Here is a 14487-nt window from a genome sequence, read left to right as displayed (position 1 = left end):
CAGCTCTAACCCGAAGACATCTGGACGAAACACCTGATCAATAGCGTATACAGGTATGTCGACAGGGATGAATACGGCGCCGGAGCCACTGCGTGAGGTGGTCTACCGGGAACTACGCACCGAACTGGTCAACGGGACTATCGGGTTCGATCAGCGCCTGACGGAACCGAAACTCTCCACGCGTTTCGGCATTTCTCGCACACCAGTACGGGAAGCGTTGACGATGCTGTGCGCCGATGGACTCCTGCGCCGGGAAGAGTACGGGTTCTCCGCCGTGCGCCCGAGTATCCCGCGGATCCGAGATCTGTATGAACTCCGAATCACTCTGGAACTACAGGGAATTACCCGGGCGATCGCAGATCCGACGATCCGGCACGACCGAACAATCCTCGACGACGAATTGGTGCGGTGGCGTGCCCTGGCTCTCGATCCGCCCGCTCAGGAACCGGGGTTCGTCGAACTGGACGAGGAATTCCACGTCGCCGTACTGAGGGCGTCGGGAAACAATGAACTGGTCGCGTCGCTGCTGTCGGTGAATTCCCGTATCCGGCACGTTCGGATGTATGACTTCATGGTCAACGGCCGCATCGACACCTCGATCGCGGAGCACATTCGAATCCTCGAAGAACTACGTGCCGGCAATCTGCCCGAGGCCCGCACGCTTTTGCACCAGCACATCGGCGAGTCTCTCGACGTCGTCCTCGACCGGGTGACCCGCGCGATCACCGCGCTCTCACTCGCCAACATCACGGACTGATCGGAGCAGTACACACCATGACCATCGCAGCAGAAGTTTTCACCCCGACAGCCCGGGTCGAGCAGGCATTCCAGCGGATCGAGGAAGTAGATCGCCCCGAAGTCTGGATCACGTTGCGCCGCAAGGAAGATGTGCTTGCCGATGCCGCTTCGGTCGAAGCCAGAATCGCCGCGGGCGAGCATCTTCCTCTGGCTGGGCGTCTGGTCGCCGTCAAGGACAACGTCGACGTCGCCGGTCTGCCGACCACAGCGGCGTGCCCCGAATTCGCGTATTCGCCGGACGAAACCGCCAGTGCCGTTGCGCGGTTGATCGAGCACGGGGCTGTTGTTCTGGGGAAGACCAATCTGGACCAGTTCGCCACCGGACTGGTCGGAACGCGCAGTCCGTACGGAGCCGTTCGCTGCGCCTGGGACGAAGAGTTGATCTCGGGCGGTAGTAGCTCCGGATCCGCCGTCGCTGTCGCGCTGGGAATTGCAGACATCGGAATCGGCACCGACACTGCCGGTTCGGGCCGGGTGCCGGCAGCGTTCCACGGGATCTACGGACTCAAGCTCTCGCTCGGCGTCATCCCCGCCCACGGAGTAGTGCCCGCCTGCGTCGACTACGACGCTCTGACGGTATTTGCCGACGACCTCGAATCGGCAACCGCGGCAGCGGCAATCATGATCGGCCACGAACCTCGGGATCCCCGCAGCCGCGTCTGGCCTTCCGACGTTCGTCTCGCGGCGGCGCCGAATCCCCGCGTCGCCGTCCCCCGAATCGAGGATCTCGCTCAACTGAGCCCGTCGTATACAGCAGCATTTCAGGACACTGTGACAGCTCTGGTAGCCGGCGGCGCCGAGACCGAGACCGTCGACATATCCGGACTGCTCGACGCGGCCCGATTGCTCTACGACGGCGCCGTGGTGGCGCAGCGGTACGCCGCTGCCGGCGAGTTCCTCGAAACTCGTCCTGCCGGAGCAGATCCCGCGGTGTCCGACATCGTGCTCGGTGCGAAGCACCCCACCGGATACCAGCTAGTCGACGATCTCGATGCTCTCACCCGCGCCAAGGCTGCCGCCCGGGAACTCCTCGCCGGGTTCGACGCCCTACTGCTTCCCACCACCACCGAACACCCGACGATTGCCGCCGTGACCGAGGATCCGTTCGGAATCAACCGCCGGATGGGAACTTTCACCAACTTCTGCAACCTGCTCGACATGGCGGCCGTCGCGGCGCCCGGACACCGCACTGCCGAAGATCACCCGTTCGGCGTCATGTTCGTCGTACCCGCTTTCGACGACCAGATCGCCATCGACCTCGCTGCGCGACTCGGCGGTGCGCCTTCACCCACCCTCGTCGATACCGGAATCGACCTCGCAGTATTCGGCGCTCACCTGCGCGGGCAACCCCTCAACACACAGTTGGTCGACCTCGGCGCGCGGTACGTCGAAACCGTCACGACCTCGGATGCCTACCGGCTCTTCGCTCTCGACACGACGCCACCGAAGCCCGGCCTGGTACGCCGTGGCCCTGGACTCGGCGCACCGGTCGTCGGCGAGATCTTCCGAATCTCACCGGCCGGGCTGGGAACGTTCCTCGCCGCCTTGCCTGCACCGATGGCGCTCACGAGCGTCGAGTTATCCGACGGCAGAACGACAGTCGGTTTCAGCTGCACTCATGACGCCGTAAACGGCGCAGCTGACATCACCGACTACGGCGGTTGGGCCGCGTACCTCTCTCGCTGACAGTCACGGCTTGCAGATTCGAGTGACGGCCTCGCGCACCACTTCACGGCGGCGCGCGATCTCGTCGGCGTCGACGTTCTGGTTGTCGGCCACACCGGGGGCCACCACCCAGCCGAACACGAGGCCGAACAGCATCGTGATCAGGTCCTGGGGGTCCCAGTGCTTCGAGATGAGGCCGTCTTCTTGAGCCTTGCGGATCGTGGCCATTCGCGGAACCCAGCTGGAATGTTCCTCGGCCAGCTTCTTCATCCGTGGTGCCTCACCCTGCAATTGACCCCAGATCATCATCCGTTGAATCTGTGGTTTGCCGAGCATTGCGTCGAACAGTTCGACGGCATGCGCGGGCATGTCTTCACCGGTGAACTCGACGGATTCCATCGCCTGCTCGAAGTCGACGTCGAGCACCGCGTGGAACAACGCGACCTTGTCACCGAAATAGGCGTAGAGGCGCTCCTTACTGGCGTTTCCGTTCTTCGCAATCCGATCGATGCGCGCACCGGCAAGCCCGTAGGTGCCGAATTCTTCTTGCGCAGCGTCGAGGATTCGCTGTTTCGTCGCGGTCACGTCAGTGGGAGCCATAGTGATGATGGTAACCGAACGAACTATTTCGTTTGACTCACCCGAGAAGGCTGGAATACCTTTTTCCAATGACCACCACGTCCCACGTCGACGGCGGCACTCTGCCACCGATCCCGGCTGTCTCCGAGAATCCGAATCATCAACGTCGCTGGCTGGTGCTCTGCATCGTCGCGTTCGCTCAACTCATGGTGGTGCTCGACGGCACCATCGTCTCCATCGCCCTACCGGCAGCCCAGGAGGAACTGGGCATAAGCGACCTTGACCGCGCGTGGGTGGTCACGTCGTACGCCTTGGCGTTCGGTGCGCTGCTGCTCCTCGGCGGACGTATCGCGGACTACTGGGGCCGAAAGCGATCCTTCATCGTCGGCATGGCGGGCTTCGCGGTTGCCTCCGGCATCGGCGGCATCGCGCAGAGCGGTATCGAACTGTTCATCGCTCGCGCCGGCCAGGGCGTCTTCGCAGCACTGCTCGCGCCCGCCGCGCTGTCGATGCTCACCACCACCTTCATCGGAGAGAAGGAGCGCGCCAAGGCTTTTGCCGTCTACGGCGCGATCTCCGGCGGTGGCGCTGCTATCGGCCTTCTCCTCGGTGGAGTGCTGACGCAGTACGTCGACTGGCGCTGGTGCCTGCTCGTCAACATCCCGATCGCGCTGATCGCCATCGCTGCGGCCGTCCCGATCGTCAAGGAAACCAAAGCGCACGGCGACACGAGCTACGACCTTCCCGGCGCTGTCCTCATCGCCCTGGGGCTCGGCTCACTGGTCTACGGATTCACACGCGCCGAGCACGGCTGGGGTCAGGCGGACACTTTGCTGTTCATCGCACTGGGTCTGGTCTTCCTCGCGATCTTCGTGGTCGTCGAGAGCCGCAGCAAGAATCCGCTTCTACCGCTGAGCGTTCCGTGGCATCGTGATCGCGGCGCTGCTCTGATCGGCTCCATGCTGGTGGGCGCCGCCCTGCTCGGCGGCACGTTGTACCTGACGTTCTACCTGCAGATCGTGCTCGGATTCAGCCCGGTCATGGCCGGCGTCGGATCGCTGCCGATGGCATTTTTCATCGTCTTGGCGTCGACCATCGCAGCGCAGTTGTCCACCAAGATCGGCCCCAAGCCGCTCATGGTCGCCGGCCCGCTGGTGGCAGCGGTAGGACTGCTCATGCTGACCCAGATCGAGGTACACAGCTCCTACTGGACGCACGTGTTCCCCGGCCTCGCCATCTTCGGCTTCGGACTCGGTCTGCTGATGGTGCCGATGCAGAACCTCGCACTGATCGGTGTCCCCGACCACGACGCCGGCGCTGCCAGTGCCCTGGTCAACGCCACCCTGCAGATCGGCGGCGCACTCGGAACCGCACTGTTCACCACGATCTACGCTTCGGCAAAGTCGGCCTTCACCGCCGACAACGCGGCGCCGATCCCGCCGGAAGGCATTCCTGTCGACATGTCGAACGCGACCATCCCGACTGGTGACCAATTGGCGCTACTCCCCCAGCCGGTGCAGGACTTCGTCGCCTCGATGACGGACTACTTCTTCGGCGCCGAGGTATCCGGATACTCGGCCGCATTCGGTTGGGCGGCAATCCTGTTGGCGATCATCGCACCGGTAGTGCTGGTGCTGGTCCGCGCCAAGAAGGGTGATCTGCCCGCCGAGGGTGCAGTCCACATGGGGTAACCCCCTGTGCGCCTTTATTAACCGCCCGCGGTTAATAAAGGCGCACAGCAGGTCAGGCCTTCCTCAACACCTCAGTCACCGGAGTGCTGCTGCGGCCGATCAACTTCTGCAGGTCACCCGACTCGGTGTCCAATGCCCCCTTGGCAATTGCAGCATCGGAATCGGCGAGGATCTGCGCAACCGGTGCAGGCAGTCCGACGCTCTCGAGAATGCCTTCGTATGCCTGCTCGTCCACGAACTGGTACGCGACGGGCTTGCCGGCAAACTCGCTGATCTTCTCGGCCAATTCGGCATAGGTGAGCCTCTCGTCACCGCCCAACTCGTACACTGCACCTTCGTGACCATCGGTGGTCGCGACTACTGCTGCGGCGTCGGCGTAATCCGCACGCGCCGCAGCCGCGATCTTGCCTTCCGCTCCCGCACCGACCAGTGCGCCGCGTTCGATCACACCGGCAAGGTCGTTGGTGAAGTTCTCCCAGTACCAACCGTTGCGCAACAGCGCGAACGGAATACCGCTCCGAGTGAGCACGTCCTCGGTCGCCTTGTGCTCGGCAGCAAGCTTCATCGGCGTGTCCTGAGCATTCAAGATGCTCGTGTAGGCGATGAATCCGACGCCGGCAGCCTTCGCCGCGTCGATGATGTTGGTGTGTTGCGCGAGCCGTGACCCCACTTCACTTCCCGAGATCAGCACCAGCTTGTCGACGCCCGCCAATGCGGTTTCCAACGCCGAGGCATCGGCATAGTCCGCTTGACGTACAACTACTCCGCGGGCGGCGAGGCTTTCCGCCTTCTGTGGATTGCGGACCACTGCGACGATGTCGGACGCGGCGGTTCCCCGCTCGATCAACGACTCGACTACCAGTTGTCCGAGGTTTCCGGTTGCGCCGGTGACTGCAATGCTCATGCGAACTCCCGATCCAGGTTGAAGCGTAAATGCGTTCTCCAACCATCATGCACTTATTTTTCGTAAGTGCAACACGTCGAGTTAGCGCTATGGGATCGTGCAGTAGTAGCCTGGGTTCATGACCAGCACCGACTCACCTTCACGTGCTGCCCAGACCCCTGATCCGAATGCCGACGTCGTGGACCCAACGCTCGAGGCTGACGTCTTCGCTCGCGGGTGCAACTCTCGGGCGGCATTGCAGAATGCAACCGGACGCTGGGGCGCACTCGCGCTGGCGGCATTGAACGAGGGCCCGTACCGGTTCAGTGCACTGCGCCGACGCGTCGACGGAGTCAGCGAGCGCATGCTCTCACAGACCCTGCAAACACTCGAGCGGGATGGCCTCGTGCACCGTGAGGTACTCGAAACCATCCCGCCCAAAGTGGAATACAGCCTGACCGAACTCGGCGCCGACGTCGCCGCAAAGATCACGGCCCTGATCGAACTACTCGAATCGCAGGTGCCGAAAATCGTTGCGTCACAAGCGTCGTACGACGCCCGGAATCAGCTCAACTTGTCCGAGAGCTGAGCGATGAACTCGTCGAATGCGTAGGGAACGCTCAGCACCGTCGGAGCGGACGTAGCCATCGCGTAGTCCATTCCGACCAGACGAACCAGACGGCCGTTCGACACCGAGGTCATGTTCGCGAACGGACCGAAGGACATGAGCTTGTCCAGGTTGGTGCCGTCGGCGTCGACGAGAATGAAGACGTCGGCGTCGAGTGTGTCGATGGATTCCATGCCCACGGACACCGAACTGTCGCCGGAAGTGCACACTGCGTCGACACCGGGCGTGGTCTTCACCCCGAGCTGGCCGAGAAGACGGATCCGCGGGTCGGTGCCGCAGAAGACGATCAGGCCCTCGTCGGTGCGCATTGCATACGTTGCGGTTTTGCCCTGGAACTGTGGGTGATCAGCGGCCTGCTTCTCGAAGTACGCCCCGGTCTCGTCGATCAGCGTCTGAGCCTGCTCCGGCTGTCCGAGCGCTGCACCGATCATGCTCATCTGCTTGTCCCACGCCGTATCCCACGGCTGGTCGGGGAACGCGACGGTCGGCGCGATGTCACTGAGACGCTTGTACTCGCCCTCGTCGATGCCGGAGTAGACGGCGAGGATCACGTCGGGATCGAGCCCGAGGATCTGCTCGAACGGGATATCGGGATTGGTCGTCATGAGAACGGGCTTGGCACCGTTCAGACGCGAAGCGTCCCAGGGCAGGATGTTGTTCTCGATGCCGTCGCCGGAGAAGCTCTCCATGGCGACCGGAACCTTGTTCAGTGCGATCACCGCATCCTGGCCACTCCATCCGATGGTCACGATGCGCATAGGCTCCGCGTCGATCGTCGTCGAACCGTAGGCGTGGTCGACGGTCACGGGGAACGCCCCCGCCTCGGCGGCACCCGAAGCTTCGGCGTCCGATCCGGAGTCACCTGAGGTTCCACAGGCGGAGAGCGTCAGCGCGACGCAAGCCGCGAGCAGTACGGAACGAGTTTTCATGAGTGGTCCTTCGAAAGCCGAATGGTCGACTCGGGACGCTAATGCGTTGCGCGCCTACACCCCGACTCGAAGGCCTCAGATGGCGGTTTCGCAACACAACTCGACACAAAAGACGAAAAACCCCGTGTGCCTTTCCGGTAGTGCGAACTACCGAAAAGGCGCACGGGGCCGAAGGCCCTGCCGTCAGAAGTTGATCATGTGGCCTGCGAGGCCGTGGATCGCTTCCTGCAGTGCCTCACTGAGTGTGGGGTGGGTGTGGACGTTGCGTGCCAACTCGTTGACCGTGAGGTCCCACTTCTGGGCCAAGGTCAGCTCGGGCAGCAGTTCCGAAACGTCCGGTCCGATGAGGTGCCCGCCGAGCAGTTCGCCGTACTTCTTGTCGGCGATCAGCTTGACGAAACCGGTCGGGTCACCGAGACCGTGTGCCTTGCCGTTGGCAGCGAACGGGAAGTTCGCGACCTTGACGTCGTAGCCCTCGGCCTTGGCCTGCTCCTCGGTCAAACCGAACGAGGCGACCTGCGGCTGGCAGAACGTCGCACGCGGCATCATCCGGTAGTCACCGAGTGTCTGTGTCTCCGCGCCGCCGATGGTCTCGGCAGCGACGACAGCCTGAGCTTCTGCGACGTGCGCGAGCTGCAGTTTGGCGGTGACGTCACCGATGGCGAAGATGTGCGGGACGTTGGTGCGCATGTAGTCGTCGATCGCGATGGCGCCGCGATCGGTCAACGCGACCCCGGTGTTCTCGAGACCGAAGCCCTCCACGCGCGGTGCGAAGCCGACGGACTGCAGAACCTTGTCGACGACCACGGTCTCGATCTCGCCGGACTTGTTGTCCTTGATCGAGACGGTGACCTTGCTGCCGTCGTCGCTGATGGACTGCACAGCGGCACCGGTCTTGATGGTGACGCCGAGCTTCTTGTACTGCTTGGCGATTTCCTTCGAGACGTCGGCGTCCTCGTTGGGCAGTGCCCGATCGAGGAACTCGACGATCGTGACGTCGACGCCGTAGTTCTTGAGGACGTAACCGAACTCCATGCCGATCGCGCCGGCACCGACGATGAGGATCGAACCCGGAAGGTCACGGGTGAGGATCTGCTCTTCGTAGGTCACGACGTTCTCGCTCAGCGAGGTGCCGGGCAGCAGCTTGGTGTACGAACCGGTCGCGATGATCGCGTTGTCGAACGTGATCGTCTCGGTGCCACCCTTGCTCAGCTCCACGCTGATGGTGTTGGCGTCGACGAACGTGCCCTTGCCGTCGTACTCCGGGATCTTGTTCTTCTTCATCAAGAAGTGAATGCCCTTGACTCGCCCGTCCGCGACCTTGCGGCTGCGATCGAAAGCGGAGCCGAAATCGAAGGACACGTCTCCGGACATGCCGAACGTCTTCGCTTCTTTCGTGAAGATGTGCGCGAGTTCGGCGTTACGGAGAAGCGCCTTGGACGGAATGCAGCCGACATTCAGGCATACACCGCCCCAGTACTTCTGCTCGATGATGGCGGTGCTCAGGCCCAGTTGTGCCGCGCGGATAGCAGCGACGTACCCACCGGGGCCGGCTCCGAGGACAACGACGTCATAGTGTGAGGTCACGATTCACCAGGGTAGTCCTGCATCGTTTCGCTGTCCCCAGATGGTCGTATTACCCGTCGGTAGCCCACACTTCTCGGGCAACTCGGGCGAAATTTCCGCCGTACACGGCCTCGATCGACGGCTCGTCGAAGCCCCGCTCACGCAATACCTGATCAAGTGTCAGCACCTCCTCCGGAGGAGTCCACTGCAGTGGCCCCCACGCGGTGTACGCCTCGGAGAACGACGACGGGTTCTGCTCGATCTCTTCGCGGAAGTCGTCGGCGTCGAAGGAGAAGTCGGAGCCGATCCCGACATGATCGATGCCGACGAGTCCCACAGCCTCTTCGATGTGGTCGGCCATCGCGGACAGCCGAGCCTGGTCGTCATCCGGTCCGTTGACGCCGAGGAATATGCCGACGCCGTTGATCCCGATGACGCCGCCGGTCTCCGCACACGCCCTGGCCTGATCGTCGGTGATGTTGCGCGGATGCTCCCACAACCTTCGGAGATTCGAGTGGCTGTAGATCATTGCTCGCTGGGTGATAGCTGAGATGTCCAACCCCGTCTGTACCGAACAATGTGAGCCGTCGACCGTCATTCCGACGCGATTCATCTCGGCAACCAGGTCACGGCCGTATCCACTCAACCCCGTGTCCGCCAGGTCCAAGCAGCCACAGCCGGCAGCATTCATGTAGTTGTACGTCGGCAACATCGAGCGGACTCCGAGGTCGCAGAAGTACGAGACGTTGGCCAGGTCTCCCTCCAGCGGATTCGAGTCTTCCAGGTCGAAGGCCAGGGCGATTCCGCCGGACTCCTGAATCTCCACGACGCCGTCGACGCTGAAGACAGGGGTGATCTCCGGGAACTCGACCCGCGCCTGCCACGCGAAACTCTTGGCGATTGCCGTCGAGTCCGCGCGAGTCTGCGGCGAGTAACCGACGTTCACCGAAACGTAACTCCCCGCTGGGCGCTGATATCGGAGAAGATCTTCGACAGACGCGTTCGACTGCAGAGGTAGGCAACAATGTTGTTCCCATAGTGGATATGTCCGGTTCACTCACTAATCCCGTCGATGATCAGGGAAATTCACCTGAAACTGGTCGTACGTTCAGCAAATCACTGGTTCACTGGCGGATAACGCACCGATGCGGTAGAACTTACAAGACTCACACGCCCTGTACCTATCGACAGAGCATGTACCCAGCATGAATTCCCGTACGGGAACAGCAACAAAGGACCGTTCACTCCTGGGCGGATTCGAAGGAATTTTAGGTGGAGGTTTCTGAACGTATGCGTGCTCGCACTTTCAAGCGTGGCCGTCTGGTCGCCGCTGTAGCCGCAGTATCCGTGCTGCCGATGCTGATCAGCCCTGCAGTGTCGTCCGCAGGCGGAGATCCGTCGACCACCACGGCAACTGTTGCCAAGGCAAACACAACGGGTTCCAAGCTCTCGAGCCGCACGGACAACGGGCGCATCGCCACCATCAAGGTGTACTCCCCTTCCATGGAACGCGATATTCCGCTCGAGGTCATCCTCCCGGCAGACGGCAGCGAACCCCGCCCGACCCTCTACCTGCTCAACGGTGCAGGCGGCGGCGAAGACCGGGCGACGTGGCAGCGTCAGACCGACGTCAACGAGTTCTTCGCTGACAAGAACGTCAACGTCGTCACCCCGCTCGAAGGTGCATTCAGCTACTACACCGACTGGGTGAACGACGACCCGTCCCTCGGCCGTCAGAAGTGGCAGACGTTCCTGACCCAGGAACTCCCGCCCGTCATCGACGCCGAGTTCAACACCAACGGCGTCCAGTCGATCTCCGCGATCTCGATGACCGCGACCTCGGTCCTCAACCTCGCCATCGCAGCTCCGGGCCTCTACAAGGGCGTCGGTGCATACAGCGGATGCGCCGAGACGAGCACACCGGTCGGCCAGTCCTCCATCGAACTGGTTGTGGGCATGCGCGGCGACGCTGACGTGACCAACATGTGGGGCCCCCTCGACGGCCAGGGCTGGATCGACAACGACCCCGTCGTCAACGCCGAGAAGCTCCGCGGCACCGAGCTCTTCATCTCCACCGGCTCCGGACTCCCCGGCCCGCACGACACCCTGAACAACGAGGCGATCAACGGACAGGTCGGCACACTCGCCAACCAGGTGATCGTCGGCGGCGTCATCGAGGCAGCAGTCAACTACTGCACCCACAACCTCGCCTACCGCCTCAACGATCTCAAGATCCCGGCCACCTTCGACTTCAAGCCGACCGGCACCCACTCGTGGGGCTACTGGGAAGACGATCTCCACAACTCCTGGCCGATGCTCGCTCGTTCGATGGGCATCTGACCGAAATCGTTCCGACTCGACCCCGCTCCCTGCACTTCCGGGAGCGGGGTCGAGTGCTTGTCTGGGCCGATTCGGGGGTTAATTCGGGGGTTAATTCCGGGGCCAATTCAATTGTCAGGCAATCGAATCGCGTCACTTTCTGCGCCCGCTCTGCTTTACTGACACATAACAAAAAGTGAACCTGTTCCAGTAAGGGCTCACAGGCACTTCGATCCGTTCCGGATCCGAAGACATTCAGGTGGAGGATCCGAACGTATGCGTGCTCGAATTTTCAAGCGTGGCAGTGTGATCGCAGCTCTCGCAGTGGCCACGGTGCTGCCGATGCTGATCAGTCCGGCGACAGCTTCTGCGGGCGGTGACACGTCCGGATCGCACGTCGTGAGCAACACCAAGACCGGCGACCGCAAGGTCACCATCTCGGTCTTCTCCCCGGCGATGGATCGCAACATCCCGCTCGAGGTCATCCTCCCCGCAGACAACAGCGAACCCCGCCCGACGCTCTACCTGCTCAACGGTGCAGGCGGCGGCGAAGACTCGGCGACCTGGCAACGCAAGACCGACGTCATGAACTTCTTCCAGGACAAGAACGTCAACGTCGTCACTCCACTCGAAGGCGCGTTCAGCTATTACACCGACTGGGTGAACGACGATCCGGTTCTCGGTCGCCAGAAGTGGCAGACGTTCCTGACCAAGGAACTCCCGCCCGTCATCGACGCCGAGTTCAACACCAACAAGGTCCAGTCGATCTCCGCGATCTCCATGACCGCGACCTCGGTCCTCAACCTCGCCATCGCGGCTCCCGGCCTCTACAAGGGCGTCGGGGCGTACAGCGGATGCGCTGAGACCAGCACCCCCGTCGGTCAGAGTGCGATCGAACTTGTCACAGGTACCCGCGGTGGAGCTGACATCACCAACATGTGGGGCCCGCTCGACGGTCAGGGATGGAAGGACAACGATCCGGTCCTCAACGCCGAGAAGCTCCGCGGCACCGAACTCTACGTCTCCACCGGCTCGGGACTCCCCGGCCCACACGACACTCTCGCCAATCCCGCGATCAACGGTCAGGTCGGTGCGCTCGCCAACCAGGCAATCGTCGGCGGCGTCATCGAGGCAGCGGTCAACTACTGCACCCACAACCTCGCCTACCGCCTGAGCGACCTGAAGATCCCGGCCACCTTCGACTTCAAGCCGACCGGCACCCACTCGTGGGGCTACTGGCAGGACGATCTCCACAACTCCTGGCCGATGCTCGCTCACTCCCTGGGCGTCTGACCCGATTCGTTCTCACTCGACCCCGCTCCAGTGTTTCGGGAGCGGGGTCGAGTGCTGTCGGGAGCGAGCAGTAAGAATGGACGTATGACTTCCGATCAGCAGCCCACCACCGGCGACGACCCCTACCTCTGGCTCGAAGACGTGACCGGTGAGTCTGCACTCGATTGGGTCCGTCAGCACAATGCCGTGACCGAGGAGCAGCTCACCGACAACGAGCGCTTCGATCGACTACAGAGCGACGTGCGCGAGATCCTCGATACCGACGCGCGAATCCCCTACGTCCGCCGTCGAGGTGAGTTCCTCTACAACTTCTGGCGCGACAGCACCCACGTTCGCGGATTGTGGCGACGCACGACGTTCGATCAGTACGTCACCGACGACCCGGAATGGGACGTCCTGGTCGACCTCGACGCCCTGGCCGAGGCCGAGGGCGAGAACTGGGTCTGGAAGGGCACGCAACTTCTACGGCCACACCGCAACCGTGCATTGATCAGCCTCTCCCGCGGCGGGGCAGACGCGGCGGTCGTTCGCGAGTTCGACATCGACAAGCGCGAGTTCCTCGCTCCCGAGGGCGAGAATCCCGGCTTCTACCTTCCCGAGGCCAAGACCGACATCGACTGGATCGACATCGATACCGTCTACGTCGGAACGGATATCGGACCGGGGTCGCTCACCGATTCCGGATATCCCCGTCTGGCCCAGCGGTGGAAGCGCGGCACTCCCCTCTCCAGCGCCGAGACCGTCTACGAGGGCCAGGCCACGGACGTGGCGATCTCGGCTTCGCACGATCCGACGCCCGGATTCGAACGAGACTTCGTCACTCGCTCGGTCGATTTCTACAACTCTCAGCATTTCGAAGTTCGCCCCGACGGTGAACTGGTGCTCGTGGACGTCCCCGAGGACGCCGGGATCTCGATTCACCACGAGTGGTTGTTGATCCGCACCAAGTCCGTGTGGGCCGTCGAGGACACCGAATATCCGACCGGCGCACTGCTTGCCATCCGTTACGACGATTTCCTTGCCGGCTCACGAGCACTGACATCGATCTTCGAACCCGACGCACATTCCTCGCTCGAGCACTACACCTGGACACGCGATCATCTGATTCTGGTGGTCCTGACCGACGTGCGCACGACGCTGCGAATCCTGACGCCGGGCGAAAACGGCTGGGAGGATCGACCTTTCGAAGGGCTTCCAGAACTGACCAGTATCGAAATTCTCGACACCGACCCTGATGTCAGCAACGAGTACTTCGTCAATTCGAGTGGATACACCTCCCCTGCAACTCTTTTGCACGGCGTGATCGGCGAAACCGAACCCACTGCCCTCAAGCAGGCTCCCTCGTTCTTCGACGCCGAGGGCATCACCACGGAGCAGTTCTTCGCCACCTCTGCCGACGGCACCCAAGTTCCGTACTTCGTGGTGCGCAGTCCGCGTAGCGAGCCCGGCCCTACCCTGCTCTACGGGTACGGCGGATTCGAGATCTCGCTGACACCGTCGTACAGCGGTTCTCTGGGCCGTGCCTGGCTGACGCAGGGCGGAACCTATGTGGTTGCGAACATTCGTGGTGGCGGCGAGTACGGACCCGGTTGGCACACACAGGTTCTCAAGGCCGGGCGCCACAAGGTGCACGAAGACTTCGCTGCCGTCGCGAGAGACCTCGTCGATCGCGGAATCACGACCCCGGATCTTCTGGCAGCTCAGGGCGGTAGCAACGGTGGCCTGCTGATGGGCATCATGCTGACCAAGTACCCCGAGCTCTTCGGCGCCATCGTCTGTCAGGTCCCGCTGCTGGACATGCGCCGATTCCATCTCCTGCTGGCCGGCGCTTCGTGGATGGCCGAATACGGTGACCCCGATGTCCCGGAGGAGTGGGCATTCATCTCGGAGTACTCGCCGTATCAGAACATCGACGCCGCCGCGTCGTACCCACCGATCCTGATCGCGACGTCCACCCGCGACGACCGCGTCCACCCCGCGCATGCCCGCAAGATGGCCGCACGGCTGGAAGAGCTGGGCAAGCCGGTGCTGTATTTCGAGAACATCGAGGGTGGCCACGGCGGCGCCGCGGACAATGCTCAGCTGGCCTTCAAGACTGCGCTGACCTACGAGTTCCTCTGGCAGAAACTCGCCTGA

General features: G+C 62.6%; 12 protein-coding genes. 7 read left to right on the top strand and 5 right to left on the bottom strand.

The genetic code is table 11. From position 1 onward, the window contains the following. The first annotated feature begins 55 nt into the window (after positions 1-55). On the top strand, positions 56-757 hold the full coding sequence (locus tag YH3_RS09510) for a GntR family transcriptional regulator (RefSeq protein ID WP_019744458.1): 702 nt from the start codon (positions 56-58) through the stop codon (positions 755-757). A 17-nt stretch (positions 758-774) separates the two neighbouring features. Then, the gene (gene atzF, locus YH3_RS09505; RefSeq protein ID WP_064443296.1) at positions 775-2484 is read left to right on the top strand and encodes an allophanate hydrolase; all 1710 of its coding nucleotides are present in this window, start codon (positions 775-777) and stop codon (positions 2482-2484) included. A gap of 3 nt (positions 2485-2487) precedes the next feature. Here atzF and YH3_RS09500 read toward each other — a convergent pair whose 3' ends face one another. Then, positions 2488-3063 (bottom strand): TetR family transcriptional regulator, encoded by a 576-nt coding sequence (locus YH3_RS09500; protein ID WP_003941498.1) that lies wholly within the window; start codon positions 3061-3063, stop codon positions 2488-2490. A 68-nt stretch (positions 3064-3131) separates the two neighbouring features. Between YH3_RS09500 and YH3_RS09495 the strand changes: the two genes are divergently transcribed. Next, complete coding sequence (locus YH3_RS09495; protein ID WP_003941517.1) at positions 3132-4733, top strand: MFS transporter; 1602 nt, start codon at positions 3132-3134, stop codon at positions 4731-4733. Positions 4734-4785: 52 nt separating this feature from the next. Here the strand turns inward: YH3_RS09495 and YH3_RS09490 are convergent, their stop codons facing one another. Then, positions 4786-5637: an SDR family oxidoreductase gene (locus tag YH3_RS09490; protein WP_054186868.1), complete on the bottom strand. Its 852-nt coding sequence runs from the start codon at positions 5635-5637 to the stop codon at positions 4786-4788. A 118-nt stretch (positions 5638-5755) separates the two neighbouring features. Between YH3_RS09490 and YH3_RS09485 the strand changes: the two genes are divergently transcribed. Further along, positions 5756-6205 (top strand): helix-turn-helix domain-containing protein, encoded by a 450-nt coding sequence (locus YH3_RS09485; RefSeq protein WP_007735410.1) that lies wholly within the window; start codon positions 5756-5758, stop codon positions 6203-6205. Here the strand turns inward: YH3_RS09485 and YH3_RS09480 are convergent. The 3 genes from YH3_RS09480 to YH3_RS09470 form a co-directional block, all read right to left on the bottom strand. Further along, complete coding sequence (locus YH3_RS09480) at positions 6181-7173, bottom strand: iron-siderophore ABC transporter substrate-binding protein (protein ID WP_007735411.1); 993 nt, start codon at positions 7171-7173, stop codon at positions 6181-6183. The two genes, YH3_RS09485 and YH3_RS09480, sit on opposite strands and share 25 nt — an antisense overlap. Positions 7174-7356: 183 nt before the next feature. Continuing rightward, positions 7357-8760 carry a dihydrolipoyl dehydrogenase gene (lpdA, locus tag YH3_RS09475; protein WP_003941477.1) on the bottom strand — a complete coding sequence of 468 codons (1404 nt, stop codon included), beginning with the start codon at positions 8758-8760 and terminating at the stop codon, positions 7357-7359. Positions 8761-8809: 49 nt separating this feature from the next. Beyond that, positions 8810-9796 carry a dipeptidase gene (locus tag YH3_RS09470; protein WP_039973363.1) on the bottom strand — a complete coding sequence of 329 codons (987 nt, stop codon included), beginning with the start codon at positions 9794-9796 and terminating at the stop codon, positions 8810-8812. Positions 9797-10029: 233 nt separating this feature from the next. Between YH3_RS09470 and YH3_RS09465 the strand changes: the two genes are divergently transcribed. From YH3_RS09465 to YH3_RS09455, 3 genes are all read left to right on the top strand, one after another. Continuing rightward, the gene (locus YH3_RS09465) at positions 10030-11079 is read left to right on the top strand and encodes an alpha/beta hydrolase family protein (protein ID WP_007733735.1); all 1050 of its coding nucleotides are present in this window, start codon (positions 10030-10032) and stop codon (positions 11077-11079) included. A gap of 255 nt (positions 11080-11334) precedes the next feature. Further along, positions 11335-12351 (top strand): alpha/beta hydrolase family protein, encoded by a 1017-nt coding sequence (locus YH3_RS09460; RefSeq protein ID WP_007733734.1) that lies wholly within the window; start codon positions 11335-11337, stop codon positions 12349-12351. A gap of 84 nt (positions 12352-12435) precedes the next feature. Next, entirely contained in the window at positions 12436-14487 is a 2052-nt protein-coding gene (locus YH3_RS09455) for a prolyl oligopeptidase family protein (RefSeq protein ID WP_047268841.1), read from the top strand.

Source organism: Rhodococcus sp. YH3-3, assembly GCF_001653035.1.
Lineage (GTDB): Bacteria > Actinomycetota > Actinomycetes > Mycobacteriales > Mycobacteriaceae > Rhodococcus_F > Rhodococcus_F qingshengii.
This window is presented reverse-complemented; position numbering and strand designations above follow the sequence as displayed.

Coding starts and splice junctions, on each gene's coding strand:
- YH3_RS09510 (WP_019744458.1), top strand. CDS start 56: ATGTCGACAGGGATGAATACGGCGCCGGAGCCACTGCGTGAGGTGGTC.
- YH3_RS09455 (WP_047268841.1), top strand. CDS start 12,436: ATGACTTCCGATCAGCAGCCCACCACCGGCGACGACCCCTACCTCTGG.
- YH3_RS09495 (WP_003941517.1), top strand. CDS start 3,132: ATGACCACCACGTCCCACGTCGACGGCGGCACTCTGCCACCGATCCCG.
- YH3_RS09480 (WP_007735411.1), bottom strand. CDS start 7,173: ATGAAAACTCGTTCCGTACTGCTCGCGGCTTGCGTCGCGCTGACGCTC.
- YH3_RS09500 (WP_003941498.1), bottom strand. CDS start 3,063: ATGGCTCCCACTGACGTGACCGCGACGAAACAGCGAATCCTCGACGCT.
- atzF (WP_064443296.1), top strand. CDS start 775: ATGACCATCGCAGCAGAAGTTTTCACCCCGACAGCCCGGGTCGAGCAG.
- YH3_RS09460 (WP_007733734.1), top strand. CDS start 11,335: ATGCGTGCTCGAATTTTCAAGCGTGGCAGTGTGATCGCAGCTCTCGCA.
- YH3_RS09490 (WP_054186868.1), bottom strand. CDS start 5,637: ATGAGCATTGCAGTCACCGGCGCAACCGGAAACCTCGGACAACTGGTA.
- YH3_RS09465 (WP_007733735.1), top strand. CDS start 10,030: ATGCGTGCTCGCACTTTCAAGCGTGGCCGTCTGGTCGCCGCTGTAGCC.
- YH3_RS09485 (WP_007735410.1), top strand. CDS start 5,756: ATGACCAGCACCGACTCACCTTCACGTGCTGCCCAGACCCCTGATCCG.